At 55.7% G+C, this 22833-nt stretch carries 21 protein-coding genes; 9 read left to right on the top strand and 12 right to left on the bottom strand.

The window, feature by feature from the left end:
* Positions 1–33 precede the first annotated feature (33 nt).
* The gene (locus KJI95_RS09325; protein ID WP_214506923.1) at positions 34–546 is read right to left on the bottom strand and encodes a type II secretion system protein; all 513 of its coding nucleotides are present in this window, start codon (positions 544–546) and stop codon (positions 34–36) included.
* A 183-nt stretch (positions 547–729) separates the two neighbouring features.
* Positions 730–1296 carry a PhnA domain-containing protein gene (locus tag KJI95_RS09320; RefSeq protein ID WP_250885743.1) on the bottom strand — a complete coding sequence of 189 codons (567 nt, stop codon included), beginning with the start codon at positions 1294–1296 and terminating at the stop codon, positions 730–732.
* A gap of 100 nt (positions 1297–1396) precedes the next feature.
* On the opposite strand from KJI95_RS09320, the gene KJI95_RS09315 reads away from it, so the two are divergent.
* Positions 1397–2068 (top strand): DUF2461 domain-containing protein, encoded by a 672-nt coding sequence (locus KJI95_RS09315; RefSeq protein WP_214506922.1) that lies wholly within the window; start codon positions 1397–1399, stop codon positions 2066–2068.
* Positions 2069–2090: 22 nt separating this feature from the next.
* Here KJI95_RS09315 and KJI95_RS09310 read toward each other — a convergent pair whose 3' ends face one another.
* Positions 2091–2663: a TetR/AcrR family transcriptional regulator gene (locus KJI95_RS09310; protein ID WP_214506921.1), complete on the bottom strand. Its 573-nt coding sequence runs from the start codon at positions 2661–2663 to the stop codon at positions 2091–2093.
* Positions 2664–2814: 151 nt separating this feature from the next.
* Here KJI95_RS09310 and KJI95_RS09305 point away from each other — a divergent pair, with 151 nt between their 5' ends.
* The 3 genes from KJI95_RS09305 (at position 2815) to KJI95_RS09295 (ending at position 5583) form a co-directional block, all read left to right on the top strand.
* Entirely contained in the window at positions 2815–3438 is a 624-nt protein-coding gene (locus KJI95_RS09305; protein ID WP_214506920.1) for a glutathione S-transferase family protein, read from the top strand.
* Between the two features lie 11 nt (positions 3439–3449).
* Positions 3450–4118, top strand: coding sequence for a glutathione S-transferase family protein (locus KJI95_RS09300; protein WP_214506919.1), 669 nt, complete (start codon positions 3450–3452; stop codon positions 4116–4118).
* Positions 4119–4209: 91 nt separating this feature from the next.
* Complete coding sequence (locus KJI95_RS09295; protein ID WP_214506918.1) at positions 4210–5583, top strand: RsmB/NOP family class I SAM-dependent RNA methyltransferase; 1374 nt, start codon at positions 4210–4212, stop codon at positions 5581–5583.
* A gap of 210 nt (positions 5584–5793) precedes the next feature.
* Here KJI95_RS09295 and KJI95_RS09290 read toward each other — a convergent pair whose 3' ends face one another.
* On the bottom strand, positions 5794–5961 hold the full coding sequence (locus KJI95_RS09290; RefSeq protein ID WP_214506917.1) for a hypothetical protein: 168 nt from the start codon (positions 5959–5961) through the stop codon (positions 5794–5796).
* On the opposite strand from KJI95_RS09290, the gene KJI95_RS09285 reads away from it, so the two are divergent.
* Positions 5960–6121 carry a small highly charged protein gene (locus tag KJI95_RS09285; RefSeq protein ID WP_214506916.1) on the top strand — a complete coding sequence of 54 codons (162 nt, stop codon included), beginning with the start codon at positions 5960–5962 and terminating at the stop codon, positions 6119–6121. The genes KJI95_RS09290 and KJI95_RS09285 overlap by 2 nt on opposite strands.
* Positions 6122–6528: 407 nt before the next feature.
* Here the strand turns inward: KJI95_RS09285 and KJI95_RS09280 are convergent, their stop codons facing one another.
* The gene (locus tag KJI95_RS09280; protein WP_250885742.1) at positions 6529–8181 is read right to left on the bottom strand and encodes a GGDEF domain-containing protein; all 1653 of its coding nucleotides are present in this window, start codon (positions 8179–8181) and stop codon (positions 6529–6531) included.
* A 356-nt stretch (positions 8182–8537) separates the two neighbouring features.
* On the opposite strand from KJI95_RS09280, the gene KJI95_RS09275 reads away from it, so the two are divergent.
* Positions 8538–9404, top strand: a complete 867-nt coding sequence (locus tag KJI95_RS09275; protein WP_214506914.1) for a DMT family transporter — start codon at positions 8538–8540, stop codon at positions 9402–9404.
* Here KJI95_RS09275 and KJI95_RS09270 read toward each other — a convergent pair.
* Positions 9370–9966: a GNAT family N-acetyltransferase gene (locus tag KJI95_RS09270; protein ID WP_214506913.1), complete on the bottom strand. Its 597-nt coding sequence runs from the start codon at positions 9964–9966 to the stop codon at positions 9370–9372. The two genes, KJI95_RS09275 and KJI95_RS09270, sit on opposite strands and share 35 nt — an antisense overlap.
* Positions 9963–11360: a magnesium transporter gene (locus KJI95_RS09265; protein ID WP_214506912.1), complete on the bottom strand. Its 1398-nt coding sequence runs from the start codon at positions 11358–11360 to the stop codon at positions 9963–9965. Before KJI95_RS09265 ends, KJI95_RS09270 begins: the two co-directional genes overlap by 4 nt.
* Before the next feature lie 129 nt (positions 11361–11489).
* Between KJI95_RS09265 and KJI95_RS09260 the strand changes: the two genes are divergently transcribed.
* On the top strand, positions 11490–11984 hold the full coding sequence (locus tag KJI95_RS09260; RefSeq protein WP_214506911.1) for a glutathione peroxidase: 495 nt from the start codon (positions 11490–11492) through the stop codon (positions 11982–11984).
* A 416-nt stretch (positions 11985–12400) separates the two neighbouring features.
* On the opposite strand, the gene KJI95_RS09255 is transcribed toward KJI95_RS09260, so the two are convergent.
* From KJI95_RS09255 to KJI95_RS09240, 4 genes are all read right to left on the bottom strand, one after another.
* The gene (locus KJI95_RS09255; protein ID WP_214506910.1) at positions 12401–13669 is read right to left on the bottom strand and encodes a glutamate-5-semialdehyde dehydrogenase; all 1269 of its coding nucleotides are present in this window, start codon (positions 13667–13669) and stop codon (positions 12401–12403) included.
* Complete coding sequence (proB, locus tag KJI95_RS09250; RefSeq protein WP_214506909.1) at positions 13666–14847, bottom strand: glutamate 5-kinase; 1182 nt, start codon at positions 14845–14847, stop codon at positions 13666–13668. The genes KJI95_RS09255 and proB overlap by 4 nt, the downstream gene beginning before the upstream one ends.
* A 183-nt stretch (positions 14848–15030) precedes the next feature.
* Entirely contained in the window at positions 15031–16320 is a 1290-nt protein-coding gene (locus KJI95_RS09245; RefSeq protein WP_214506908.1) for an NCS2 family permease, read from the bottom strand.
* Positions 16321–17171: 851 nt separating this feature from the next.
* A complete protein-coding gene (locus tag KJI95_RS09240) occupies positions 17172–18701 on the bottom strand; it encodes a M17 family metallopeptidase (protein WP_214506907.1) in 1530 nt (509 codons plus the stop codon).
* A gap of 227 nt (positions 18702–18928) precedes the next feature.
* On the opposite strand from KJI95_RS09240, the gene KJI95_RS09235 reads away from it, so the two are divergent.
* The gene (locus tag KJI95_RS09235; protein ID WP_214506906.1) at positions 18929–20389 is read left to right on the top strand and encodes an aminoacyl-histidine dipeptidase; all 1461 of its coding nucleotides are present in this window, start codon (positions 18929–18931) and stop codon (positions 20387–20389) included.
* Between the two features lie 104 nt (positions 20390–20493).
* On the opposite strand, the gene KJI95_RS09230 is transcribed toward KJI95_RS09235, so the two are convergent.
* Positions 20494–21402 (bottom strand): LysR family transcriptional regulator, encoded by a 909-nt coding sequence (locus tag KJI95_RS09230; RefSeq protein ID WP_214506905.1) that lies wholly within the window; start codon positions 21400–21402, stop codon positions 20494–20496.
* A 308-nt stretch (positions 21403–21710) separates the two neighbouring features.
* On the opposite strand from KJI95_RS09230, the gene aguA reads away from it, so the two are divergent.
* Positions 21711–22808, top strand: a complete 1098-nt coding sequence (gene aguA, locus KJI95_RS09225; RefSeq protein WP_214506904.1) for an agmatine deiminase — start codon at positions 21711–21713, stop codon at positions 22806–22808.
* The last annotated feature ends 25 nt before the right edge of the window (positions 22809–22833 follow it).

The following is a 22833-nucleotide window of genomic DNA, read 5'->3' as shown; positions in this document are numbered from 1 at the left end:
ACAGCGCTTTCAACGGGATGACGCGGCCTGATGTCAGCAGCCGGAATCCACCACAGTGATGGACGGCGTACCGCTGGACTGCCAGATGTAATGGATATAACAGTTGGTCGCCTGCACCTGCGCCTGCGACGGCTGGGCGACATCAAGCTTTCCGGCGGGCGCGGCCACCACCTGATAGGTACCGGTGGCGAAAATACGATAACGCCAGTCGTTAACATCCATGCTGGCGGCTTTGAAAATCTCCGGCGGGTTGGTGTAAGCAGCGCTTGGTGAAGTGCCATTGCTGCTGGCCGCCCAAGGCTGACCAAGCTCACCGCGAATGCCTTCATATACCACGCGGTTAGTGCCGGCACTGCGGATTTCAGAGGCCGATTTAAACAGGGTCACCGCCCCTTTCATCGCCGCTTCGGCGCCCTTAAGCTGGGCTTTATAGGCATCGCTGCTAAGATTGATAAACTTGGGCGCGGCGGTCACGGCAAGAATGCCAAGGATAATAATCACCACCACCAGTTCAATCAGGGTAAAACCCCGCTGCGTCTTTTTCATGCGATACCTCCAGATAAACCGCCTGCATTAACTATAACGCCAAGGGCGCTATACCACCAAGCTGCTGTGCGGCAGAAATATAATTATCTTATTGATTGTAAACAGAATGAATCACGATAAAAACGGTATTCTTCTTCCAAAAAGAAAAAGCCGCAGCTGCGGCTTTATCACTCGGTTTCAAGCTTACGACTTCTTCACGTAGCAGCTTAAGATAACGATGCGGGTACCGTTTACCCGGCCTTCGATATGCTCAGGGTTGCTGGTCAGGCCGATGTTACGCACCGCGGTGCCGCGCTTGGCCACAAAGCTAGTGCCTTTTACGTTAAGATCTTTGATGATAACCACGGTATCACCGGCAGCGAGCTGAGCGCCGTTGCTGTCAAGCGTAGGGGCTGCGTCGGCATCCAGCGCCGCTTCGGCATTGGCAGCGTTAACCCAGGCCTGGGTGTCTTCATCCAGATACATCATATCCAGCAGATCCTGCGCCCAGGTCTCGCTGGAAAGCTCTTTGAGCATACGGGCGGCCATCACCTGCACCGCAGGCACTGTGCTCCACATGCTTTCGTTCAGGCAGCGCCAGTGATTCACATCCAAAGTCGCGGTATCGGTGATTTGCGCCTGACAGGTACCGCACAGGGCGATATCGTTGTCAGTGCGATCGCCGCTGGCTGGCACTTCAAACAGGGAAAGCTCGGTCTCTGCGCTGCAGAGTTCACATTTGCCGCAGGCACGGCTGATTGCATCGGTCATCTTGATCTGTCACTTTTACCAAAACCACGGATTCTAGCAAAAACCTTACTCGCCGTCAGTGATCTGTCCCAAAAAGCGAGCCCGGTTTATGGAGTAAATCATGTTCAGCCCCGCCACTTTCGAGTTTCTCACTGCGCTTGAAGCCAATAACGAGCGCGATTGGTTCAAGGCCAATCAGGCAAGCTACGAAGACAAGGTGCGCACACCGGCGCTCAGGCTTATCGAAGCCGCCGCCCCCGGCATAGTGGCTCTGTCACCGCGCCTAACTGCCGTTGCCAAAAAAGTGGGTGGCAGCCTGATGCGGCCCCAGCGCGATACCCGCTTTGGCCACGACAAGCGCCCTTACAAAACCAATGTCGGCATTCAGTTTCGCCATTTTCAGGGCAAAGATGTGCATGCGCCGGGGCTGTATCTGCATATTGCCAACGACGGCTGCTTTTTGGGCGCCGGGATCTGGCACCCCGAGCCCAAGGCACTCAACACCATCAGAAGCTGTATCGATGAAAACCCCGCCGCGTATCAAAAAGCACTTAAGGCTTTGACTGACGGCGGTTTTATGATGGACGGTGACAGCCTGTCGCGGCCGCCCCGCGGCTTTGATAAAGGCCATCCGTTAATTGATGAGCTGAAACGCAAAGACTTTATCGCCGTCAAAGCCTTAACAAAGGATGAGGTGATTCAGCCAGACTTCGCAGCAAGGCTTGCGGCCGAGTTTGCACACTGCCAGCAACTGATGCGCTATTTATGCTTCGCGCTGGAGCTGGATTACTGAAAAACTGCTGCTAGTAATAAGATCAGGCAGGCGTTTTCCAGCGCTGGATTTCGCCTCTCAGGACCACCATTGCCGCATCAAGCAGTTCAAGCTGGCCTGATTTACCGAGCACCCGGATGCCCTGCAGCTGCATCACCAAAAAGGCCGCAAGGGCGCTGGCTCGCTCCGGTGGCTGATACCGCGCAATCACCTTGAAAAACGCCTGATTCAGCCGCGCAAACAGCTCATCGCCGAGGCGTTTGACTTCCTCATCCTCAACGCAGCGCTCCAGCAGCGCGTTTTGCATAAAGCAGCCAAAACGTTGATCTTTTTGCTTGGCGGCAAATTCTTCCACCAGCGTCTGCAGCGCCTCCATGCCGGCGTTATCGGCTTCAAGGGCGGCAAGGCCCGTAAGGCCACGGGTATAGAGATAGCGGCGCAGTGCATCCCGATAAAGGGTCAGTTTGTCGCCAAAGCTGTTGTAAAGGCTGAAGCGGTTGATGCCCAGATGCTCGACCAAATCGGCCACCGAGGTGCCCTCGTAGCCTTTTTGCCAGAACAGGTTCATCGCCTGCTCAAGCTTTTCTTCTTTGCAAAAATTGCAGTTTCTCGCCATCAGGCAAACTCTCTTCGAAAGTGAATATGAACTGACGCTCTACACTGAAGTTCCAGACCAGACGATCCAGACAGAAGATCTAATTGTTGACCGCTCGTTCAGATATGAGTAGATTCTATCCTAACTGATCGTTCCGAAAAAGAGAGACCTCATGAAAATCCTCGAACTTGCCGCCACTCCCAGCGCCCGCCGTGTGGGTATTTTTCTTGCCGAACTGGGTATTGATGTACCACGGCAGCAGCTGGATTTGCGCGCCGGCGACAACCTGACCCCTGAATTTAAAAGTAAAAGCGTCAATGGCCGCATCCCACTGCTGGAGCTGGATGATGGTAGCCATATCTGTGAATCCGTGGCCATTTGCCGCTATTTCGATGCCCTTAATCCGAGTGAGCAGAGCCTATTTGGTAATACGCCACTGGAACTGGCACAGGTGGAAATGTGGAACCGGGTGTTGGAGCTCAATGGCCTGATGGTGGCCTTTCAGGCGTTTCGTAATCTCACCGGCTTTTTCAAAGACCGCGAGCGCTTTGTCGAGGCCTGGGGCGCAGAATCCCGTGAGCGACTGATTGAGTTTCTGCCAACCCTGGAAGCACGGCTGGAAGGCCGTGATTTTGTGGCCATCGACCGCTTCAGCATCGCCGATATCACAGGTTTTGTGCTGATTGGCTTTTTGCCGCGCCTCGAACTTGAACTGACCGACGCCATGCCCAACATCCGTCGCTGGCATGCATCCATCGCCGCGCGTCCCGCCATCGCCAAATTGCTTGCTGCATAAGGAACAACACCATGATTGAGCTTTATACCGCCGCGACCCCAAACGGCCATAAAATTTCCATAGCCCTTGAAGAGCTTGGACTTGAGTATCGGGTGCATGGCCTTGATCTTATGACCCTTGAGCAAAAGAAGCCTGAGTTTCTCGCCATCAACCCCAATGGCCGCATTCCGGCGATTGTGGATACCGAGAACGATAACTTTGCAGTATTCGAATCGGGCGCCATCTTGCTGTATCTGGCTGAGAAAACCGGCAAGTTGCTGCCATCCGAGCCCAAGGCACGCTCGCAGGTTATCCAGTGGCTGATGTTCCAGATGGGCGGCGTAGGCCCCATGATGGGTCAGGCAAACGTGTTTTATCGCTACTTCCCGGAGAAAATCCCGGCCGCCATTGAGCGCTATCAAAAGGAAGGACGGCGCCTGTTTGAGGTGATGAATACCCAGCTTGAAAAGCATGCTTACCTTGCCGGAGACGAATACAGCATCGCCGATATCGCCACCTTCCCCTGGGTGCGAATTCATGAGTGGAGTGGTATCGATATAAGCGGCTTGGATGCGCTGCAAAACTGGCTTGCGCGCATCGCCGCCCGCCCGGCCGTGGCCAAGGGTCTGGCTGTGCCGCCGCCAAGCGAGAAATCCGCCGAAGAGCGCGCCAAAGACATCGCCAAGATGGTCACCCGCTAAGAAACGAGCCTTGGTGGTTTAAGCCCTCACAGATGCGCCTTTGCGGCGCATCTGCTACAATCGGCGCCGGTTTTTTTACGCAGGCAAGCCCATGTCACATCCAGCACCTCTCTCGTCGGCCGAGCGCCGCGCCATCAGTTATGCCAACACCCTGCATCAACTGGTTTCGCATATTTTGACCAAGCGCGAAGGCGCCGACCGGGTACTGGCCAACTATTTCCGCGAGCATAAAAAGCACGGTTCCAAAGACCGAAAGCTTATCCGCGAAACCCTGTTTGGCCTGTTTCGTTGGTGGGGCTGGCTGAAAAATCTGCCTGCGACCGATGGGGCTGATGCTCATAAGGAACCGGGCTTTTCCGCAAGCTTCTCCTCTGGTTTAGGTCAGGCACAAAGCCCAGGTTGGTTTACCCAGTTAAGCCTGGTGGCCGCTATTGAAAATCACCCCTGGCAGGATATCCAGAGCGGCTGGCTGTCTTTGGCCAATCTGTCTCAGTTGGAAATACCCGCCTTTGGCGATACTCCAGAGAGCCTTAACCACATTTGCGCGGCGTTAACTCAGCAGTTTGCCTATGAATTCGCCCCATCAAATCTCCTGCCGGACTGGGCATGGGAGCACATCAAGCTGCCCGACACCGAAAGACTTGCCTTTATCGATGCCCTTTGCCGCCGCCCGCCTTTGTGGACCCGCGCCCAGGGCACAAGCCGCGAAAAGGTGATAAAGGAGCTTCAGGCAGATGACATCAGCGCCATCCCAAGCGCTGTATTTGATGATGCCATTGAGCTTGCCAGCCAAAGCATCAACCTCGATGCGGTAACGGCCTATACCTCAGGCAAACTCGAGGTGCAGGATTTGGCTTCCCAGGCCATTGGTGAAGTGGCAGCTCCCGGGGCTCGCGAGCGTTGGTGGGATGCCTGCGCCGGCGCCGGTGGTAAGAGCCTGCAGCTTTTTTCGCTGATGCAAAAAAAAGGCGGCGTGGGTGAACTCATCGCCTCCGACATTCGCCCCAAGGCACTGGAAGAACTGCTGCGCCGCGCCGAAAAAGCCGGTTTTGCGCCAATTCACATCAGCCCATGGCGCAGTGACAAGCTGCCGGTCAAATCAGACTATTTTGATGGTGTACTGGTGGACGCGCCCTGCTCCTGCACCGGCACCTGGCGCCGCAACCCGGACATGCGCTGGATTGATGATGCCAGCGCCATTTTGGATAAACCTGCGCTGCAGCTCGATATTTTACGCCGCGCCAGTGCGGCGGTGCGCAGCGGCGGCCTGCTGGTATACGCCACCTGCTCCCTCGCCCGCGCCGAGAACGAGGCGGTGGTAGAAGCCTTTTTGACCTCCAACGAGGATTTTGAGCTCGATGCCACCACACATCCTTTCAGTGGTGAAATTAGCGCCATGCTGACCCTGTGGCCGCAGCAGGCCAATGCCGACGGGATGTTTGCTGCGCGGCTAAAACGCAAATAAGGCCTGTGCCCTGCGCCAATTGCACATACGCCCGGCTCAACTGCACATACGCCTGGCGCAATTGCACAAAAGATAATCGGCCAGAGGGTTTCCCTAAATCCGCAGTGGCGTCTTTTTTGTCATCGAAAAAGGCGCCACCGGCAAAATATTCGACTAAAACAGCGGCAAAATGGCGTATTTTAAGCTTAGGTTAAGCCTCAACACCGCAATTCACCTCATCCAATTATTTTCACCAAAAAGCACGATTTTTTTCGCTTTAGCTTGCCTGCGCCTTTGGGTAAAAAGATCCTGTGCCAGCGTGGCACTGCCGATGGGTAAAAGCCATTGGGTGTAAGATCCTGGGCCGAGGGGCGCAGTGTTCAATTGGATAAAGGTCATGTCACACTCATACGATTTTGATGACGATGATTTGCCATGGAGCGATCAGGTCAAAGACAAGCAGAAGCATAAACGGGTCAAGCAGCGCAGACGGGATACCAAGCGTCGCAACAACGATGAACACGTTGAACTTGAGTACCTGCAAACAAAATGGCGTTAAGGCTCAAGGGTGATAGCGCCAGTGATCAGGTTAAGTAAGATCTAAAGAAAAATAAGCTCTGCAGCAAAGCAAATGTCAAAGGCAAGCCAACTGGCTTGCCTTTTTCGTTTCATCACTTGTCCATATTTTGACGATGCGATTTGTCGATGCGATTCGTCGAAGCCCGTCGCAGATAGCATTCCGTCGATGACACTCTCTCGATAGTACTCTCTCGATAGCACTCTCTCGAAAACGCTCCCTCGATAATCATAATGCGCCGGAAAACAGTAAGATAAGACGACGGATGGATTTCAGGTGCATTTATTGATGCAGCGCTTTGCTGATGCAACGCTTTTACTGATGCGGCGCTGCTGACGCACGGCCTTTGCCAGCAAAGCGCTGTGTCCAATTCGATTTTAAAAAGAGGGTTAAATGGTTACCGTGTGCGATTCAAGCTCATGTCGCCTGCTGGCTTTGTTGCGGTACATGCGCGAATCGGCGGCCCTAAGCCAGTCGTGGGCGGCTTGCACCTGCGAGTTAAGGGCATAGCCCACACTGAGCCCGGCGGCAAAGCCTTGCTCACTCAAATACTGGCCAGCCTGGGCGAGTTTATCGAGCACACTTTCAAGTGCTGCGGCCTCCACCACCAATGCAAATTCATCGCCGCCAATACGATAGAGCTGCACAGGCCCGCTCACGCCAAGCTCAACGCCGCGTATCCATTCCACCAGGGTTTTAAGCAGCTCATCACCTGCCTGATGGCCCAGGGTATCGTTGATGTGTTTCAGGCCATCCACATCCAGGAGCAGCAGCGCGCTCTGCCTTGTCACCGCCTCAGCAAACTGCTGCTGCGACTGCATAAATTCATCAAAGGCAAAGCGGTTACTGATTTGAGTCAGGCTGTCGAGTCGGGCCTTTTCCCAGGCATCAATGAGCTGCTGAGCATGGGCATCACGCTCCTCGGACAACAGTTTAAGCTTACTTGCCAGCGCCAGCGACAACAGCAGTGCGTCGGCGCTGCCGCCAATCAGGGTGGTAAGCTCGGTAAATTCAAAAACATCCGTGGTCAGCCCAAGATTACCGGGCAAAATGAGCAGCGCAGGCAACAGCAAACAGCTGAACGCCATAATAAAATAACGGGCCGGCGCAAAGCCTTTAATCAAACAGACATTACCCGCGATGATGGCAAGCACTATCCATAGCCCTATCAGCACCGACGCAATAATGGCGGTATGCGACAGCAGCAAAAAGCTTGTCGGCAGCGCTAACACGCACAGCCACAGCAGGATCTGGCTTGCGCGCCACAGCGGCGGCGACATGGTCGGAAGCTGCAAAAAGTGTTTGTAAAACAGAATATTGAAAATCGGCAGCCCGATAAAAAACAGGTGATGCAGTTCAAGCTGATGAAAGCCAAAAAGCTGCGCCGGCACATGGAAGGTAAAGGCCCAGCCAAGCAGATAGGTGATGACGTAAAGGCCATAATACAAAAAGGCTCGGTCGCGGGTGGAGCTGTAAATAAGCAGGTTATACACGGCGATAAACAGCAGCCCGCCCAGGCAAACCAGCACCGCAGCGGCTATACGGTCGGTCAGCAGCCTGTGCTCAGAAACGCCATTGATTTCAAGCTTGGGAATAGAGGAGAAATAACGCGATTCAACCCTCGCCACCAGCCAGTATTCCACCCCGTATCTTAAGGTGACATTTTTACCGTAATCAAACAGATAGTCGTAAGGCGCGTCGTATCCGCCGCTGGACATCTGGCGGCTGCCATCACTGCCAAGCACCAGATAGTCGACCCGCTCGGCGATGGAGTTATGCAGATTCACCACCCACTCACTGCGGCTCTCATTCACCATAAAGGGCGCAACCATCCAAAAGCGGCCGCCGCTTAAGGGCATGCGCTCAATCTCGTCCCGCTCCTGTATCCAGCTGTGCATCTGTTCAAAGGATGCCGGCGCCGAGTCAGTTTCCTGGGCCACAAAAAGCTCAGCCTCAGCCAGCACCACCCCCGCAGCGGCGGGCATAGCGCCGCAAAGCACAAGCAGCAAGGCTATCAGGGGCTGTAATAGAGTACGGTTCATAGGCGGTATTATTCTGTTTGTGGCCATCGCATCAAAAGCCGAGTGCCTCATAAAAAGCAGTAAAGCGCCTCATAAAAAGCAGTTAAGGGCGGACATCATGGCGTTGAAATAATGGCAAAAAAGCTGCAGTGATTGCCGTAAATACAGACTCAGCAATGCTGTCCTTATGTTAACGGCTGGCAGCGGGCGCAGGCACCGGTTATCGCCATTCAGGCCGACCTTTTTCAGGGCTTAAGTCCAAACTGTATTGCCATAAGGGCATTTTTTCAATTAAGTTCAACCATTTTGCACAAGACGTCCCGGTCGTTGGATGCTATTTTAAGCGACTGACTCCCTCTGACACTCCCGATGTACCCATGTACGCGCTGCTGTTTATTCTCCTGGCCCAATTGCTTATCGCCAGCGGCAACCTGCTGATAAAACTGCTCGACAGCCAGATTGGAGTGTTTCAGCTTGTGCTCTACCGCCAACTGTTTGCCACCCTTTTGGTATTGCCCTTTGTGTGGAAACTGAAGGGCAATCTCAAATTAAGCCCGCTGTACAAGGTGCACATGGTGCGGGCGCTGCTGATTGGCCTCGGCAATGGCTTGTTTTTTATTGCGATTATGAATTTGCCGCTCGCCTCGGTCACCGCGATTTTGTACCTGTCGCCATTGTTACTCTTACTGATGTCGGCGCTGTTTCTTGGGGAAAATATCGGCTATAGGCGCACTGTGGCCGGGCTGGTCGGCTTTATCGGCATAGTGATGATAAGCCAGCCGACGGAGTTTAATCCCTATCTGCTGCTGGCGGCTTTTGGCGCACTTATCAGCGCCAGCAATAATCTTATCCTGAAACGCTACGCCAGCGCCGAACATCCGTTCAGCACCCTGTTCTGGTCCAATGCCTTTGCCATGGTGTTTTTGCTGCCAGCGGCCGCCATTGAAGCGGCGCCTGTGACCTTGGAAGTAACCGGGGTCGGGCTTTCGCTGGCGCTGTTTTATCTCGGCATGACCTGGCTTGTGATTAACGCCTATCGTATGGCGGATGCAAGCCAACTGGCGCCGGCGGAGTACACGGGATTGGTATTTGCAACCCTGTTTGGACTGTGGTTTTTGGGCGAGACGCCAAACTGGCTAAGCCTGATGGGAACTGCGGTGGTGATTTGGTCGGCCGTGCTGCCTGTGTATCCTGAACTTAAGGGCAGGTTCAGGGCCTGGAAAGCGGCGCGTGTCCGCCGATAGCCACACGCTCGCCAATAATCGGTGCCATCAGCGATGCGATTTCCACACCGCTGAGGCTTAAATCCAGCGCAAGCACGTACCAGCCTATGGTGTTGCCGGTGCCGCGAATGCTTAAGTAGTTGCCGAAAAACTGCCAGCCGGCCTTAACAAGGTTGTCGCGGCTCGCGTGATTCTCATCCCGCACAGTCGCCCACAATAAGCGGATCCCTTGGGCACGGGCCCAGTCAATCCGCGCAGCGGTTAACGCCGCGCCTATTCCCCGGCGGCGAAACGCCTTATCCACCACCAGATAACCAAGCTCTGCGACGTCGCTGCTTTCACCATGGCCATCTGCATTGATTACAGCGGCCTTGATTGAAGCAGCCTTGATTGCAGGAGATTTGATTGCAGCCGTGCCGACAAGTGCCTCGCCGTAAAAGGCAAGCAGCACCAACCTTGCCCGCTTAAGCTCGGTCCGGTCGAGGGGATGATGATGATCGTCGCGCCGGTCAATCAGCGCAGCGGCGGCCTCACGCTCAGTGTCGTTTGCCGCCTCACGAATAATCAGGCTTGGTATCGTCATAGAAACAGGATAGACGCAAGCCCAAGGAAGCTGAAAAAGCCCACCACATCGGTAACCGTGGTGAGGATAACAGAGCCCGACAGCGCCGGATCCTGATCCATTTTTTGCAGCACCATAGGGATAATCACCCCCGATGCCGCCGCCACCAGCATGTTAATCAAAATGGCGCAGCCAATGGCGATACCGATAATTTCATCGCTGAACCACCAGCCCGACACCAAGCCAATGACGATGGCCCACAGCACTCCGTTCAGAGCTCCAATGCCAAGCTCGTTTTTCATCAAAGACCAGAGGTTACCGGCGGAAATCTGTCCCATCGCCATGCCACGGATCATCAGCGTCAGCGACTGACTGCCGGCAATGCCGCCCATGGATGCCACTATCGGCATCAGTACCGCCAGCGCCACGACCTGCGCCAGCACGTTCTCAAACAAACCAATGGTGGCCGAGGCCAGAAAGGCGGTCAGCAGGTTAATGCCAAGCCACACGGCGCGGCGGCGGGCACCGGTAATAATGGGGGCGAACAGGTCGTCGGTTTCATCCATACCTGCGCTCGCCATGAGCTGCGATTCATAGTGCTCGCGCACAAGCTCGGTGGCCATGCGCAGGGTAACCCGGCCAATCAGACCGCCCTGTTCATCCACCACCGGCAATTCGATTTCGCGGCTGTGCTCAAGCTGCTCGGCGGCATCCATCAAAGACGCATCGGCGCTGATGGCACGGCTGTCTTCTTCCACCAAACTCAGCAGCGGCGCTTCGGGGCTTGCGCGAAACACTTCATAACGGCTCACCGCGCCGCGGTAGTGTTCCTGCTCGTCCACCAAAAACAGCGAATCGTTGCAATCAAGCTCAATGCGGCGGAAAAACCGCTGCGCCTGGCCAACCGTTGCCTTGGTCGACAGCACCAGCATCTGGTGATCGGCGTAACGGCCAATTTCGTTGTCTGAGTATTGGTTATAGAGTTCAAAGTGCTGGCGCTGGCGCTCACCCATCTGGGCCAGCGCGCGGTCGGTAAAGCTCTCGGGGAGATAATCACTCCACTCAATCAGATCTTCCGGGCTTAACTGGGCAAACAGCAGGTCGACTTCGTCATCCGGCATGCGCTTCAAAATGCCCATGCGCGGATCGGCGCGCATCAGGCTCAGCACCTCTACCCTGTCGCCAAACTCAATTTGTTGCCAACGCTCGTAACGTTCATCCAGTGGCAATGCTTCGAGCAGTAAGGCCACAGTGCCGGGTTCGACCTCTTCAAGGATTTCCGAAAACATCTCGGCCTGAGCGTCGCCGATGGCGCCGGTCAGCTGCGAAACGACTTGGCCCACTTCACTCTGCGGGGCGAAGTTAGGTTCCTGTTCTGGCAAAATTTCTGTCACAGCAGTGTCCCTTGAAAGCATCTTGTGGCTGACTATAGGGGCATTCCCCCGACAGGGCAACCAAGCAATTAAATTGCGCACAAACTAATTGCACAAAACCAGATGTCATTCTAGAATGGCAATCGATGAGTTTTTAATCGGAGCCAATTTATGAGCGCAATCTACGATATTCCCGTCACCTACATTGGCGGTAAACAGACCCAAATGCAGCAATATCAGGGCAAGGTGCTGCTTATCGTCAACACCGCCAGTAAATGCGGTTTTACCCCGCAGTATGAGGCGCTGGAGGCCCTGTATCGCCAATACAAAGATCAAGGGCTTGAGATCCTGGGGTTCCCCTGCAACCAGTTTGGTGCCCAGGAGCAAGGCAGCGAGTCTGAAATCGCGAGCTTCTGTCAGCTTAATTTTGGCGTGAGTTTTCCGCTGTTTGCCAAGATTGACGTCAACGGTGACGACGCGCATCCGCTGTTTAGCCATTTGAAAAAGGCAGCGCCGGGGATTTTGGGCAGCGAGTCCATCAAGTGGAACTTCACCAAGTTTCTGGTCGGGCGCGACGGCAAAGTGCGCGAGCGCTTCGCCCCCACGACAGATCCGCGCAAGCTTGAGCAGCAAATCCAGCAGCTGCTGGCTGAGTCCGTGCGCTAAGTGCCTAAGACCAGACAGCTGATGACTTGCTGAAGTTAAGCAACTGACGTTAAACAGCTGGCGTTAAGCAACTGAATGTGCAGGATTAAAAAATAATCTGTATTTTTTGCGATTTTCGCGGAACTTTTTACCGCACGTCAGGCTCAAATATAGTGAACATTGAAATGGGTTTTCGTGTTCATCATTCTCCCTGGGACTTCTAGCGCAGTCCCCTTGGTCCACTGACAGGATCGCCAGGCAACCTTCCCCGGGTTGCCTTTTTTTATCCGCAATTTTGGTCTGTAACACCTTGCTGGCGCAATAAAAAAGCCCGGACAGTGCCGGGCTCATTCAGAATTCAGATAGCTAAGCTTAGCAGCAGATCACAGCTCTTGACTCAACAGCAAGTCACAACGCCTGGCTCAACAGCAAGTCACTCAACTGCGGCAGGTGTAATCGCCAATGCCAAGCCACTTGTAGGTTGTCAGGGCTTCAAGGCCCATGGGGCCCCGGGCGTGCAACTTTTGGGTGCTCACCGCCACCTCGGCACCAAGGCCAAACTGGCCGCCATCGGTAAAGCGGGTCGAGGCATTCACATACACGGCAGAGGAATCCACCTTATTCATAAAGTAGCTCGCCTCGGTCAGCGACTCGGTGAGAATGGCCTCCGAGTGACCGGAAGAGAAGCGGCGGATATGAGCAATGGCATGGTCTATATCCGTCACCAGACGAACGCCCAGTGTCAGCGACAGCCACTCGGTGGCAAAGCTGTTGTCATCGGCTGGCTCAGCCTCGATGCCGGCAGCACCCAGCAGCGCAAGGCTTGCCCCACAGGCAACCAGGCGAACGCCCTTGGCTTTAAGAGCAGCGGCAATCACAGGCAATTCCTGAGCACGGGAGGCGTGCACCAGCAGGGTGTCCAGCGCATTACACACGGTCGGGCGCTGCACCTTGGCATTGATAATCACCGGAATGCTGCGCTCAAGGTCAGCGCTTTGGTCCAGATACAGATGGCAAATACCTATGCCACCCAGAATAACCGGAATGGTTGCCTGCTCGGCGCAAAGCCGCTGCAGCGCCTGACCGCCGCGGGGCACTATCATATCAACGTACTTATCCAGCTTTAACAGGCCGCTCACCAGCTCCCGATCCGGATTGTCAATCAGCTGCACACAGTCGGCAGGCAAACCCTCGGCAGTTAACGCGCTGCGGATTGCCGCAGCAAGGGCAAGGTTTGATTCGCGGGTCTCTTTGCCGCCGCGAAGGATCACCGCGTTGCCGGTCTTGATGGCGAGCACCGCAATTTCAACCGTGACATTGGGGCGGGCTTCATAAATCACCCCAATCACCCCAAGCGGCACCCGACGACGGATAAGACGCATGCCGTTATCCAAAAGACGGCTGTCGAACTCCTCCCCCACCGGGTCGGCAAGACCTATGACCTTGTCGATATCGGCGATAATGCCATCAAGCCGGCTTTGGGTAAGGAGCAGCCGGTCAATCATGGCTTCGCCGATCCCGGCGGCCCGTGCGGCGGCAACATCCCGGGCATTGGCCGCAAGAATGGCCTCGCTATTGGCCGAAAGACTCGCGGCAATGCGTCCAAGCAACTGGTTTTTGGCGGCGCTGCCAAGGTTTGCCAGGGCAAAGCCCGCCTGTTTCGCCGCGCTTCCAAGTGATTCTAATAAAAGCTGTTTATCGCTCATCCGCGCGCTCCTGTATCTTCATTAACGGCTAAGGTTCTGGCATCGCCATCGGCTTTAAGCTCCAGCACCACCATATCGTTGCGGTGTACCAGCGCATCGCCATAGTCATAACCGAGCACAGTTTCGATATCGTCCGAGTGTTTGCCGGCAATGGCGGCCATGGCTGATGCCGGATAGCGGGCAATGCCCCTTGCAATCACCCGCCCCTGCGGACAGATAAGCTCTATGGTGTCGCCGCGGCCAAAGTCGCCATCGACCTTGACTACGCCCTTTGACAGCAAACTGCGGCCACTGGCGGTCACAGCCTTTACTGCACCTGCGTCCAGATGCAAACGGCCACGGGCCTTCGGGCCGGCAAGGATCCACTGTTTGCGGCTTTCAAGCGGACTTTCAATGGCGAGAAAGCGGGTACCGACCGCCTCTTTGGCAGCAACTTTGCGGATAACTTCCGGATGATGGCCTGAGGCAATCACCACTTCAATGCCGGCGCGGCGGGCAATATCGGCCGCTTCCAGCTTGGTGGACATGCCGCCGGTGCCAAGCCCCGACGCCGAGCCGCCGGCGATGAGGCGCAGGCTGTCGTCTATATGCTCAACTTCACTGATTAGCGTGGCATTGGGGTCTTTACGGGGATCGGCGTTAAAGAGCCCCTTTTGGTCGGTCAGCAGCATCAGCAAATCCGCATCACACAAGAGCGCCGCGCGGGCCGACAGGTTGTCGTTGTCGCCTACCTTGATTTCGGCAGTCGCCACGGCATCGTTTTCATTGATGATAGGGATAATGCCCTGAGATAACAGTGCATTGAGCGTATCGCGCGCGTTGAGATAACGCTCGCGGTCGTGCAGATCGGCGCGGGTCAGCAGCAGCTGCCCGACCTGAAGCCCGTAAATGCTGAAAAGCTGTGACCAGGCGAGAATAAGCTGACTTTGCCCGACAGCGGCCAACAACTGCTTGTGAGCCATGGTGTCGGGCAATACCGGGTAGCCCAGATGTTCACGGCCGGCGGCAATGGCACCCGAGGTAACCAATACCACTTCCACGCCGGACTTCATCAGTCCCGCCATCTGGCGCGCCAACTCCACCATGTGCGCTTTATCCAGCGATTTGCTGCCCGAGGTCAGCACGCTGGTACCCAGTTTCACCACTACCCGGCGGTAGCCCTGCTCACTCGCGTCCATCTTAATCCATGTAAAAAAGCCGAATCCCTGTTATACCCAAGGCTGACAGCCGCGCACAAGGCGCAGCCACAAGATTTGCCACAAAAACCACGCTTGTTGAAAAATCCCATAAAAAAAGGGCCATACGCTGTATGACCCTTAATCCAACCCGCGGTTTTGGCCACTGGGCCTTACATAGCCTTATCAGGCGTAGGCAAACTTGGCGATAAACAGCAGCGCCAGAATAACCACGCCGGCATTAAGATCGCGAAAGCGGCCGCTCAGCAGCTTAATGGCGGCATAAGAGATAAAGCCAAAGGCGATACCCGATGCGATAGAGAAGGTCAGCGGCATCAACAGACACACCACCACCACAGGCGCAGCCTCGGTGATGTCTTCCCACTCCACATGCACAAGACCGGACATCATCAAAATTGCCACATAAAACAGCGTACCTGCGGTCGCGTACGCAGGCACCATGCCCGCCAGCGGAGAGATAAACAGCGCCGCCAAAAACAACAAGCCCACCACCACAGCGGTCAAACCGGTACGGCCACCGGCGCTCACGCCTGCGGTGCTTTCGATATAACTGGTGGTGGTTGACGTACCAAGGGTGGCACCGGCAATGGTGGCCACACTGTCGGCAGTCAGCGCACGCTTAAGGCGCGGCAAACGGCCCTTGTCGTCGAGGAAACCGCCGCGCTGGGCCACTGCCACCAGGGTGCCGGAGGTATCAAACAGATCCACAAACAGGAAGGCAAACACCACCGACAGCATGCTGATTTCCAGCACCGCCGACAGATCCATCTTCATAAAGGTAGGCGCAATCGATGGCGGCATGGCCACCAGCCCCTGATACTGCACATCGCCAAACGCCAGCCCAAGGCCGGTGACGGCCAGGATACTGACGATCACCGCCGACTTCATGCCGCGGTTAACCAGCGCAATAATCAGGAAAAAGCCCAGCGCAGCCATCAGCGCCGGAAACGCGGTCACATCGCCCATGCTCACCAGGGTGTTTGGGTTTGACACCACGATGCCAGCATTCTTAAGGCCAAGCAGTGCCAAAAACAGGCCAATACCGGCGGCGATACCAATCCGCAGCGACATGGGGATGGAGTTCACCACCCACTCGCGGATTTTAACCAGCGATAATATCAGGAAGCACACGCCGGACATAAACACAGCGCCAAGCGCGGTTTCCCAGCTGTAACCCATTTCACCGACCACTGTGTAGGTGAAAAAGGCGTTCAGGCCCATGCCGGGCGCGAGCGCAATAGGATAGTTGGCCAGAAGCCCCATCACCAGACAGCCCACCGCAGCGGCAAGACAGGTGGCGACAAACACGGCGCCATGGTCCATACCGGCATCGGCCAACATGCCCGGGTTAACGAAAATAATGTACGCCATGGTAAGAAAAGTGGTGACCCCTGCAACCACTTCCTGTTTCAAGGTCGTCTGATTTTCTTTGAGTTTAAAGAGTTTTTCTAACATGGAACCGGGTTCCTTTCTTGTTTTAGTATTGGGTATCAGAGCGAAATGTTAAAAATGACTTAACACCTTAGTCGGGCGCAATTATAGGGAGTTTGCTCTGGTCAGGCCAGAATAAATGGCTGGAGTGAGAACCGGCGGGGGCTGCATTCGAATGCGCAGATTGCAAAGTGCCTGAATAACAGGCAAAAAAAAGCCTGCTCAAAGAGCAGGCAAAGACATGTTTCAAGCGTCCCGGATGGGAAAGAGAATTACCGCGCTAGCGGGAAAACCTTGGCATGCTGAGATGCGAAATCAGCATACAACTTGAGTCAAAATCACTCCAAAGGAGTAACACAAAGGTTGATGGATGATGGAAACTACTTCGAGAAGGGGTAGTTAAGCCCTTGAATCGCCATAAAGGGGACGATTAACCCTTAAAAGACATGGTGTACAGACCACCACGCAGCAAAGTCACGTTGAACCAGGTGTTTTGCCAAACGTAAGTGTTTTTACCAGTGTAAGACATAGCCATAAACTCCAAATTAACAAGTCAGTAAGTACTCTAGCAAAGCTTGGCTCGGTTCCGTGGAGCTAGAGATTCTCATTTCCGTGGAGACAACTTGTCACTCGGTTCCCTGGAGAAGGTATCCATCCTGGATTGACTAGAGGTGACGGGGACTCTGCCCTGTCAACGAGAGCCAGTATAGCCAATCGTAGTTTTATTACAAGCTTTTTCTGTGTTTTTTTTCAAAACGGCGCTTTTTCGTAATTTTATTACATTCGATAACAGAATTAATATGTGATCAACCCCTGATAAAAGTAAGGCCATCCTGAGATGACCCTATCATTTTCAAGTGTTTAGAAAAAACCCGCTACTTTGTAAGATAATGACAAAGCAGGGTTACAGGTGAGGCGGTTGGCTTGCCATAGAGCGGATCGCCCTCGGTGGCGCTGCCGGCAATGTCCAGATGCACGTAGGGTAAAGGCTGCTGACTGCTGCGTTCGTGGGCATCAAGGCCGGAGGCCTTAATAAGAAACGCCGCCGGAAACTGATGGCCACGGGCTGTTACCGACGAGGGCGCATTGTTGGACGACAAAATAGCGGCAGCGCCCGAACTTTCACGGATTTTATCAAAGTCCTCCCGGCGCAGGCGCGATACTTCGATTGGCTCGCCCACCCGATCGCCAAGCTCAGCCAGTGTTGCCCCAAGCCCCAGACTCGCCGCAGCGGCGTTGGTCACGGCCGCAGGGTAGCCGCCGTAGGCGCGCACAACGTGTCCGGTCAGGGTCGCCACCGAAAAAAGCGCGGGGTTTACGGCATTCACGGCCTTCTGGCGCAGATGACTCAGAAGGTCGGCAAGCACCAAACGCCCTTCAGCATCGGTATTGCCAATCCTGACCCGCACTCCGGCATGGCTTGCGATAATTTCGTCCGTCACAAAGGCATCGGCACCGAGGGAGTTGCGTACCAGTCCAAGCTCGGCTATCACCCGAATGCCCCGGGGTTTGAGGATGGATAAGGTTTTCATCAATCCAGCCACTGCCGCCGCGCCGCCCTTGTCGCGGCTCATGCCGGCCATGGCGCCGCCAACTTTGATGTCCGCGCCGCCGGTGTCGTACACCACGCCTTTACCGGCAAAGAGGAAGGTGCGCTCAATCTCGCCCTCGCCCACATAGTCAAGTTTAACGACCCTGGGCTGATGGCGCGCCACCTTAAATGAGGCGCGGCCAACGGCACATAACAGCGGATAATCGCGCTCAAGCTCATCCCGCCCCTCAATGACCCGGGTCTGAATGCCGCTGCCTTCAAACGCGGCCACACAGTAATCGGCAAAGGCCGGCGCCGACATGCGCTCAGGCTCGGTGCCGCAAAGGTCACGGGCAAGGTTGCGACCGGACTCCAGCGCACGGGCAAGCGTGGCAAGTGCCTCATCGGCGCCGAAAAGACCGATGGTTTCAATGCTGCAGGGGGCTGCGCCCTGCTCACGCGCTTCGAGCGCCTGCCACAGCTCCTGACCACAGCCAAGGGCGGCGGCGAGCATGGCGTCGTTCGTATCGTCACGACCAAATAAGGCAAGCAGCGGGCGCGTGGCACCGGCATCACGGGCGATGGCAATGGCGGCGCGGGCAGCCTGCGCCACCGAGCGCACATCATCATAATCGCCATAGGCGGTGTTAATCGGCGCAAGGATAAGACGGCCACCGGCAAGCCCGGGCGCCAGCAGCAAGGTCGGCTGCCGACCAACGCGTTTATCGATACTGCCGGCGTGGGCGGCAAGGAGGCGCACCTCATCAAGGGTGACAGCATCAAGGGATGGCGTCAGCACCAACAGCGCATCAAACCCCTCGCCCTCAAAAATGCCGTCTTCATTCTTTTCAACCACAAACTTTGCCTGAAACATGACCCTTCCTTTGTTTTTTGAATGTGTATTGCAAGGCTGGCTTGATTATTCCTGCAAATACCCTGATTTACCACCCGCCAGATTGGATTGGCGAACGGGGCTGGCAACTTAGGATTCCAGCGCCCTTGGTGCACCAGTGCCTTATCTGCCGCGCTTTGTGGTAAACTCGCGCCCAATGCGGGCCGCTGCGCCCAGTTGTGATACCTGTAAAGAGCCGGGAGTTATCCGTGACTGCTATCAATCAGCTTTACCCTCAGCCACTGTGGCAGTGGTTTGAACAGATTTGCGCCATTCCTCATCCATCCAAACACGAAGCCGCCCTCAGCGCCCACATTCAGGGCTGGGCCCGCGAGCAGGGGCTGGAACTGGTGGAAGACAAGGTAGGTAACCTTATCATCCGCAAACCGGCCACCCCCGGCATGGAAGACCGCAAAACTGTGGTTATTCAAGCGCATATCGATATGGTTCCGCAAAAGAACAACGACAAGGTGCACGACTTTACCAAAGACCCAATCGACGCCTATGTCGATGGCGAATGGGTTAAAGCCCGTGGCACCACCCTGGGCGCCGATAACGGTATTGGTATGGCGTCGGCGCTGGCGATTCTTGGCAGCAAGGACATTCCCCATGGCCCGCTGGAAGTGCTGCTGACCATAGACGAAGAAGCCGGTATGACCGGTGCCTTTGGTCTGGAAGCCGGCATGCTTAAGGCCGATATCCTGATCAACACCGACTCCGAGCAGGAAGGCGAGATTTACATGGGCTGCGCCGGTGGCGTTGATGCCGAAATCACCCTGCCTATGGTGTGGGAAGCCCCCGCCGACGGTTATCAGACCTTCGAGCTGACCATGTCTGGCCTCAAGGGCGGCCACTCTGGGGTGAACATTCACCTTGGCCGTGGCAACGCCAACAAGCTGCTGGCCCGCTTCCTGTTTGAACACGTTGAAGCCTTGCAGATTGAACTGGCTTCCTTCAGCGGCGGCTCACTGCGTAACGCTATTCCCCGCGAAGCGGCTGTCACCATCATGGTGCCGGAAGAAGAAGTGGCCGCGCTGCAGCAAGCGGTATCTGCCTTCGAAGCCCTGGTGCGCAGCGAGCTTGCCATTGCCGATCCGGGCGCTGTGCTGACCCTGACCAAGGTCGCAGCGCCCAAGCGCGTGATGAGCGAGCACAGCCAGAACACCCTGATTGATCTCTTGCACGCCTGCCCCAACGGCGTGATCCGCATGAGCGATGAAGTGGCCGGTGTTACCGAGACCTCGCTTAACGTGGGCGTGATCACCACCAGCGATTCTGACGTCAAAATCCTCTGCCTTATCCGCTCGCTGATTGACTCAGGCCGCAGCCAGGTAGAAGGCATGCTGATTGCGCTCTCTAACCTTGCCGGCGGTGAAATCGAGCTCTCTGGCGCCTACCCTGGCTGGAAGCCGGACAATAGCTCCCCTGTGATGGCCATCGTGCGCGAAACTTATCAGGACATCTACAACAAAGAGCCGGTTATCATGGTTATCCACGCCGGTCTCGAGTGCGGTCTGTTCAAGAAGCCCTACCCCGAGATGGACATGGTTTCCATTGGCCCCACCATCCGCTTCCCACACAGCCCGGATGAGATGGTAAACATCGAAACCGTTGGCCAATATTGGCAGCTGCTGCTGGCGGTGCTTGAGCGTATTCCAGCCAAGGCCTGAGCCTAATCCCATAAAAAGGGCGACTCTTGAGTCGCCCTTTTTATTTGTCTTTTGAAACGTTTTATATCAGCTGAAACCTTTTATATTTGCTGAAAATAGAAAACCTAGCCGCTCACCAATGCCTTCATCAATGAGCGAAGCCAAATCAGCGCCGGATGACCACCAAGCGCCGGATGCCAGACGCAGTTAAGATGATAGCCGGGCACATCCTCTGGCAGCTGCAAGCGCTTAAGCGGCCAATGCGCGCTCAGCAAATCGGCCACCTTCTTTGGCAACACCAACAGATAATCGCTTCTGCACACAATCGCCGCCGCCGACATATAACTTTGGCTGTTCACCGAAATGCGCCGCGACAAGCCCTGACTCTCAAGCCAGCCGTCGAGCCGCGCCTCAGAAGTACCAAGGGGCGAGTGAAACACATGGGCCATACCGATAAGCTGGTTAAGCTCAATCGCCTCCCCCACCCCGGCTAAATCTGCCCGCACCAGACCGGCCAATGGCTCGGTGAGCCAGGTCTCTTTGCCAAGATAGGCCGGCACCTGCATATATTCATCAAAGCCCAGCACCAAATCTATCTCGCCGGAGGCAAGCTCGGCCTCCGGCAATCTATCCCGCAAAATACGAATTTCGATGCTGACCCCGGGGGCAAGTTCATTGAGCCGCTGCATCAAAGGCGGCATCAGCACACACTCCACATAGTCGGTGGTGCACAGCACAAAGCGGCGCCGCGAGCTTTGCGGGTCAAAGGCTTCTTCTTCGCTTAGCTGCTGTTCGAGCAGCCTTAGAGCCTGACGCACGCCACTGTGCAGATGCTGGGCGCGGGGCGTGGGCACCATTCCCTGCGGGGTGCGCACCAGCAGCGGATCGCCAAAAGCGGTACGCAGCCTGCCAAGGGCATGACTCATGGCGGGCTGGCTGATAAACAGCGACTCGGCCGCGCGGGTCACGCTGCCCTGAGTCATCAGGGCATCGAAGGCGAGCAGCAGGTTAAGGTCAAGTTGATGCAGTTTCATAGCCGCTATTCATATTAATTATGGGCACATACATCTTATTCATTTGTTGTATGATGGCGCAACTTCTTACACTGTCTCTACTTCGTTATCGGCTTTGCGGTGCATCTCGTGCAGAAGGTGACCAAAGCGGCAATTACGGCATCCCGAACGCGCTGCTTTCGGGGTTTAACACAAAGCAGACGAAGATAACGCTAAGATTAGTTTCACGGCGCTGCCAGCTTGTCAGCGGGCAGCGTGAGCGATGACGGCAACGACCCGTTCCCTATCCCTGTGGTGCAAAGCCAGCACCCGACAGCAAGGACATAGCAATGAGCATCAACACTCTCAACTCAACTCCGGCCGCCGATGGCTTTACCATGCCCGCCGAGTGGGCACACCAGCAGGCCGTGTGGATGATTTGGCCCTATCGCGCCGATAACTGGCGCGAAGCCGGTCGCTTTGCCCAGCCGACCTTTGCCAAGGTGGCAGATGCCATTGGCGGCGCCACTCCGGTGTTTATGGGGGTTCCAGCCGAGTTTATGGATAAGGCCCGCGCCATCATGCCTGCCCACGTGACTCTGGTTGAGATGAACAGCGACGACTGCTGGGCCCGCGACACAGGCCCGACCGTAGTCACCAACGCCGCCGGCGAGTGCCGTGGCATCGATTGGGGCTTCAACGCCTGGGGCGGCCACAAGGGCGGCCTGTATTATCCGTGGGATCAGGATGAGAAAGTGGCGGCTCAAATGCTCGCCCAGCATGGCATGGACAGATACCAGGCCCCGCTTATCCTCGAAGGTGGCTCTATCCACGTGGACGGCGAAGGTACCTGTCTTACCACCGCCGAGTGCCTTTTGAATGAAAACCGCAACCCACACCTCACCAAAGAGCAAATCGAAGCGCACCTGCGCGACTATCTGGGTGTAACCAGCTTTATCTGGCTGGGTGACGGCGTCTATATGGATGAGACCGACGGCCACATCGACAACATCTGCTGTTTTGTCCGCCCGGGTGAAGTAGCGCTGCACTGGACCGACGATGAAAACGACCCGCAGTACGAGCGTTCTGTCGCGGCACTGAAAGTGCTCGAAGCCGCAGTTGATGCCAAGGGCCGTAAACTCAAGGTATGGAAGCTGCCTCAGCCAGGCCCGCTCTACTGCACCGAAGAAGAATCCGCCGGCGTTGAGAGCGGCACCGGCGTGCCACGCGAAGCCGAAGGCCGTCTGGCAGGCTCCTACGTGAACTTCCTTATCACTAACGACCGCATCGTCTACCCGCTTTTGGACGAAGCGACCGACGGTGAAGCTCAGCGCATTCTGGAAGAAATCTTCCCTGAGCATAAGGTTATCGGCGTACCGGCCCGCGAGATCCTGCTTGGCGGTGGCAACATCCACTGCATTACCCAGCAGATCCCATCCGGCAAATAATCGGCCTGTTCATCCACTTTTCGGA

The sequence above is a fragment of the Shewanella jiangmenensis genome, assembly GCF_018596335.1.
In the GTDB taxonomy this organism is placed as follows: domain Bacteria; phylum Pseudomonadota; class Gammaproteobacteria; order Enterobacterales; family Shewanellaceae; genus Shewanella; species Shewanella jiangmenensis.
The sequence above is the reverse complement of the archived record's forward strand: the minus strand, read 5'-3'. Positions and strand labels throughout refer to the sequence as shown.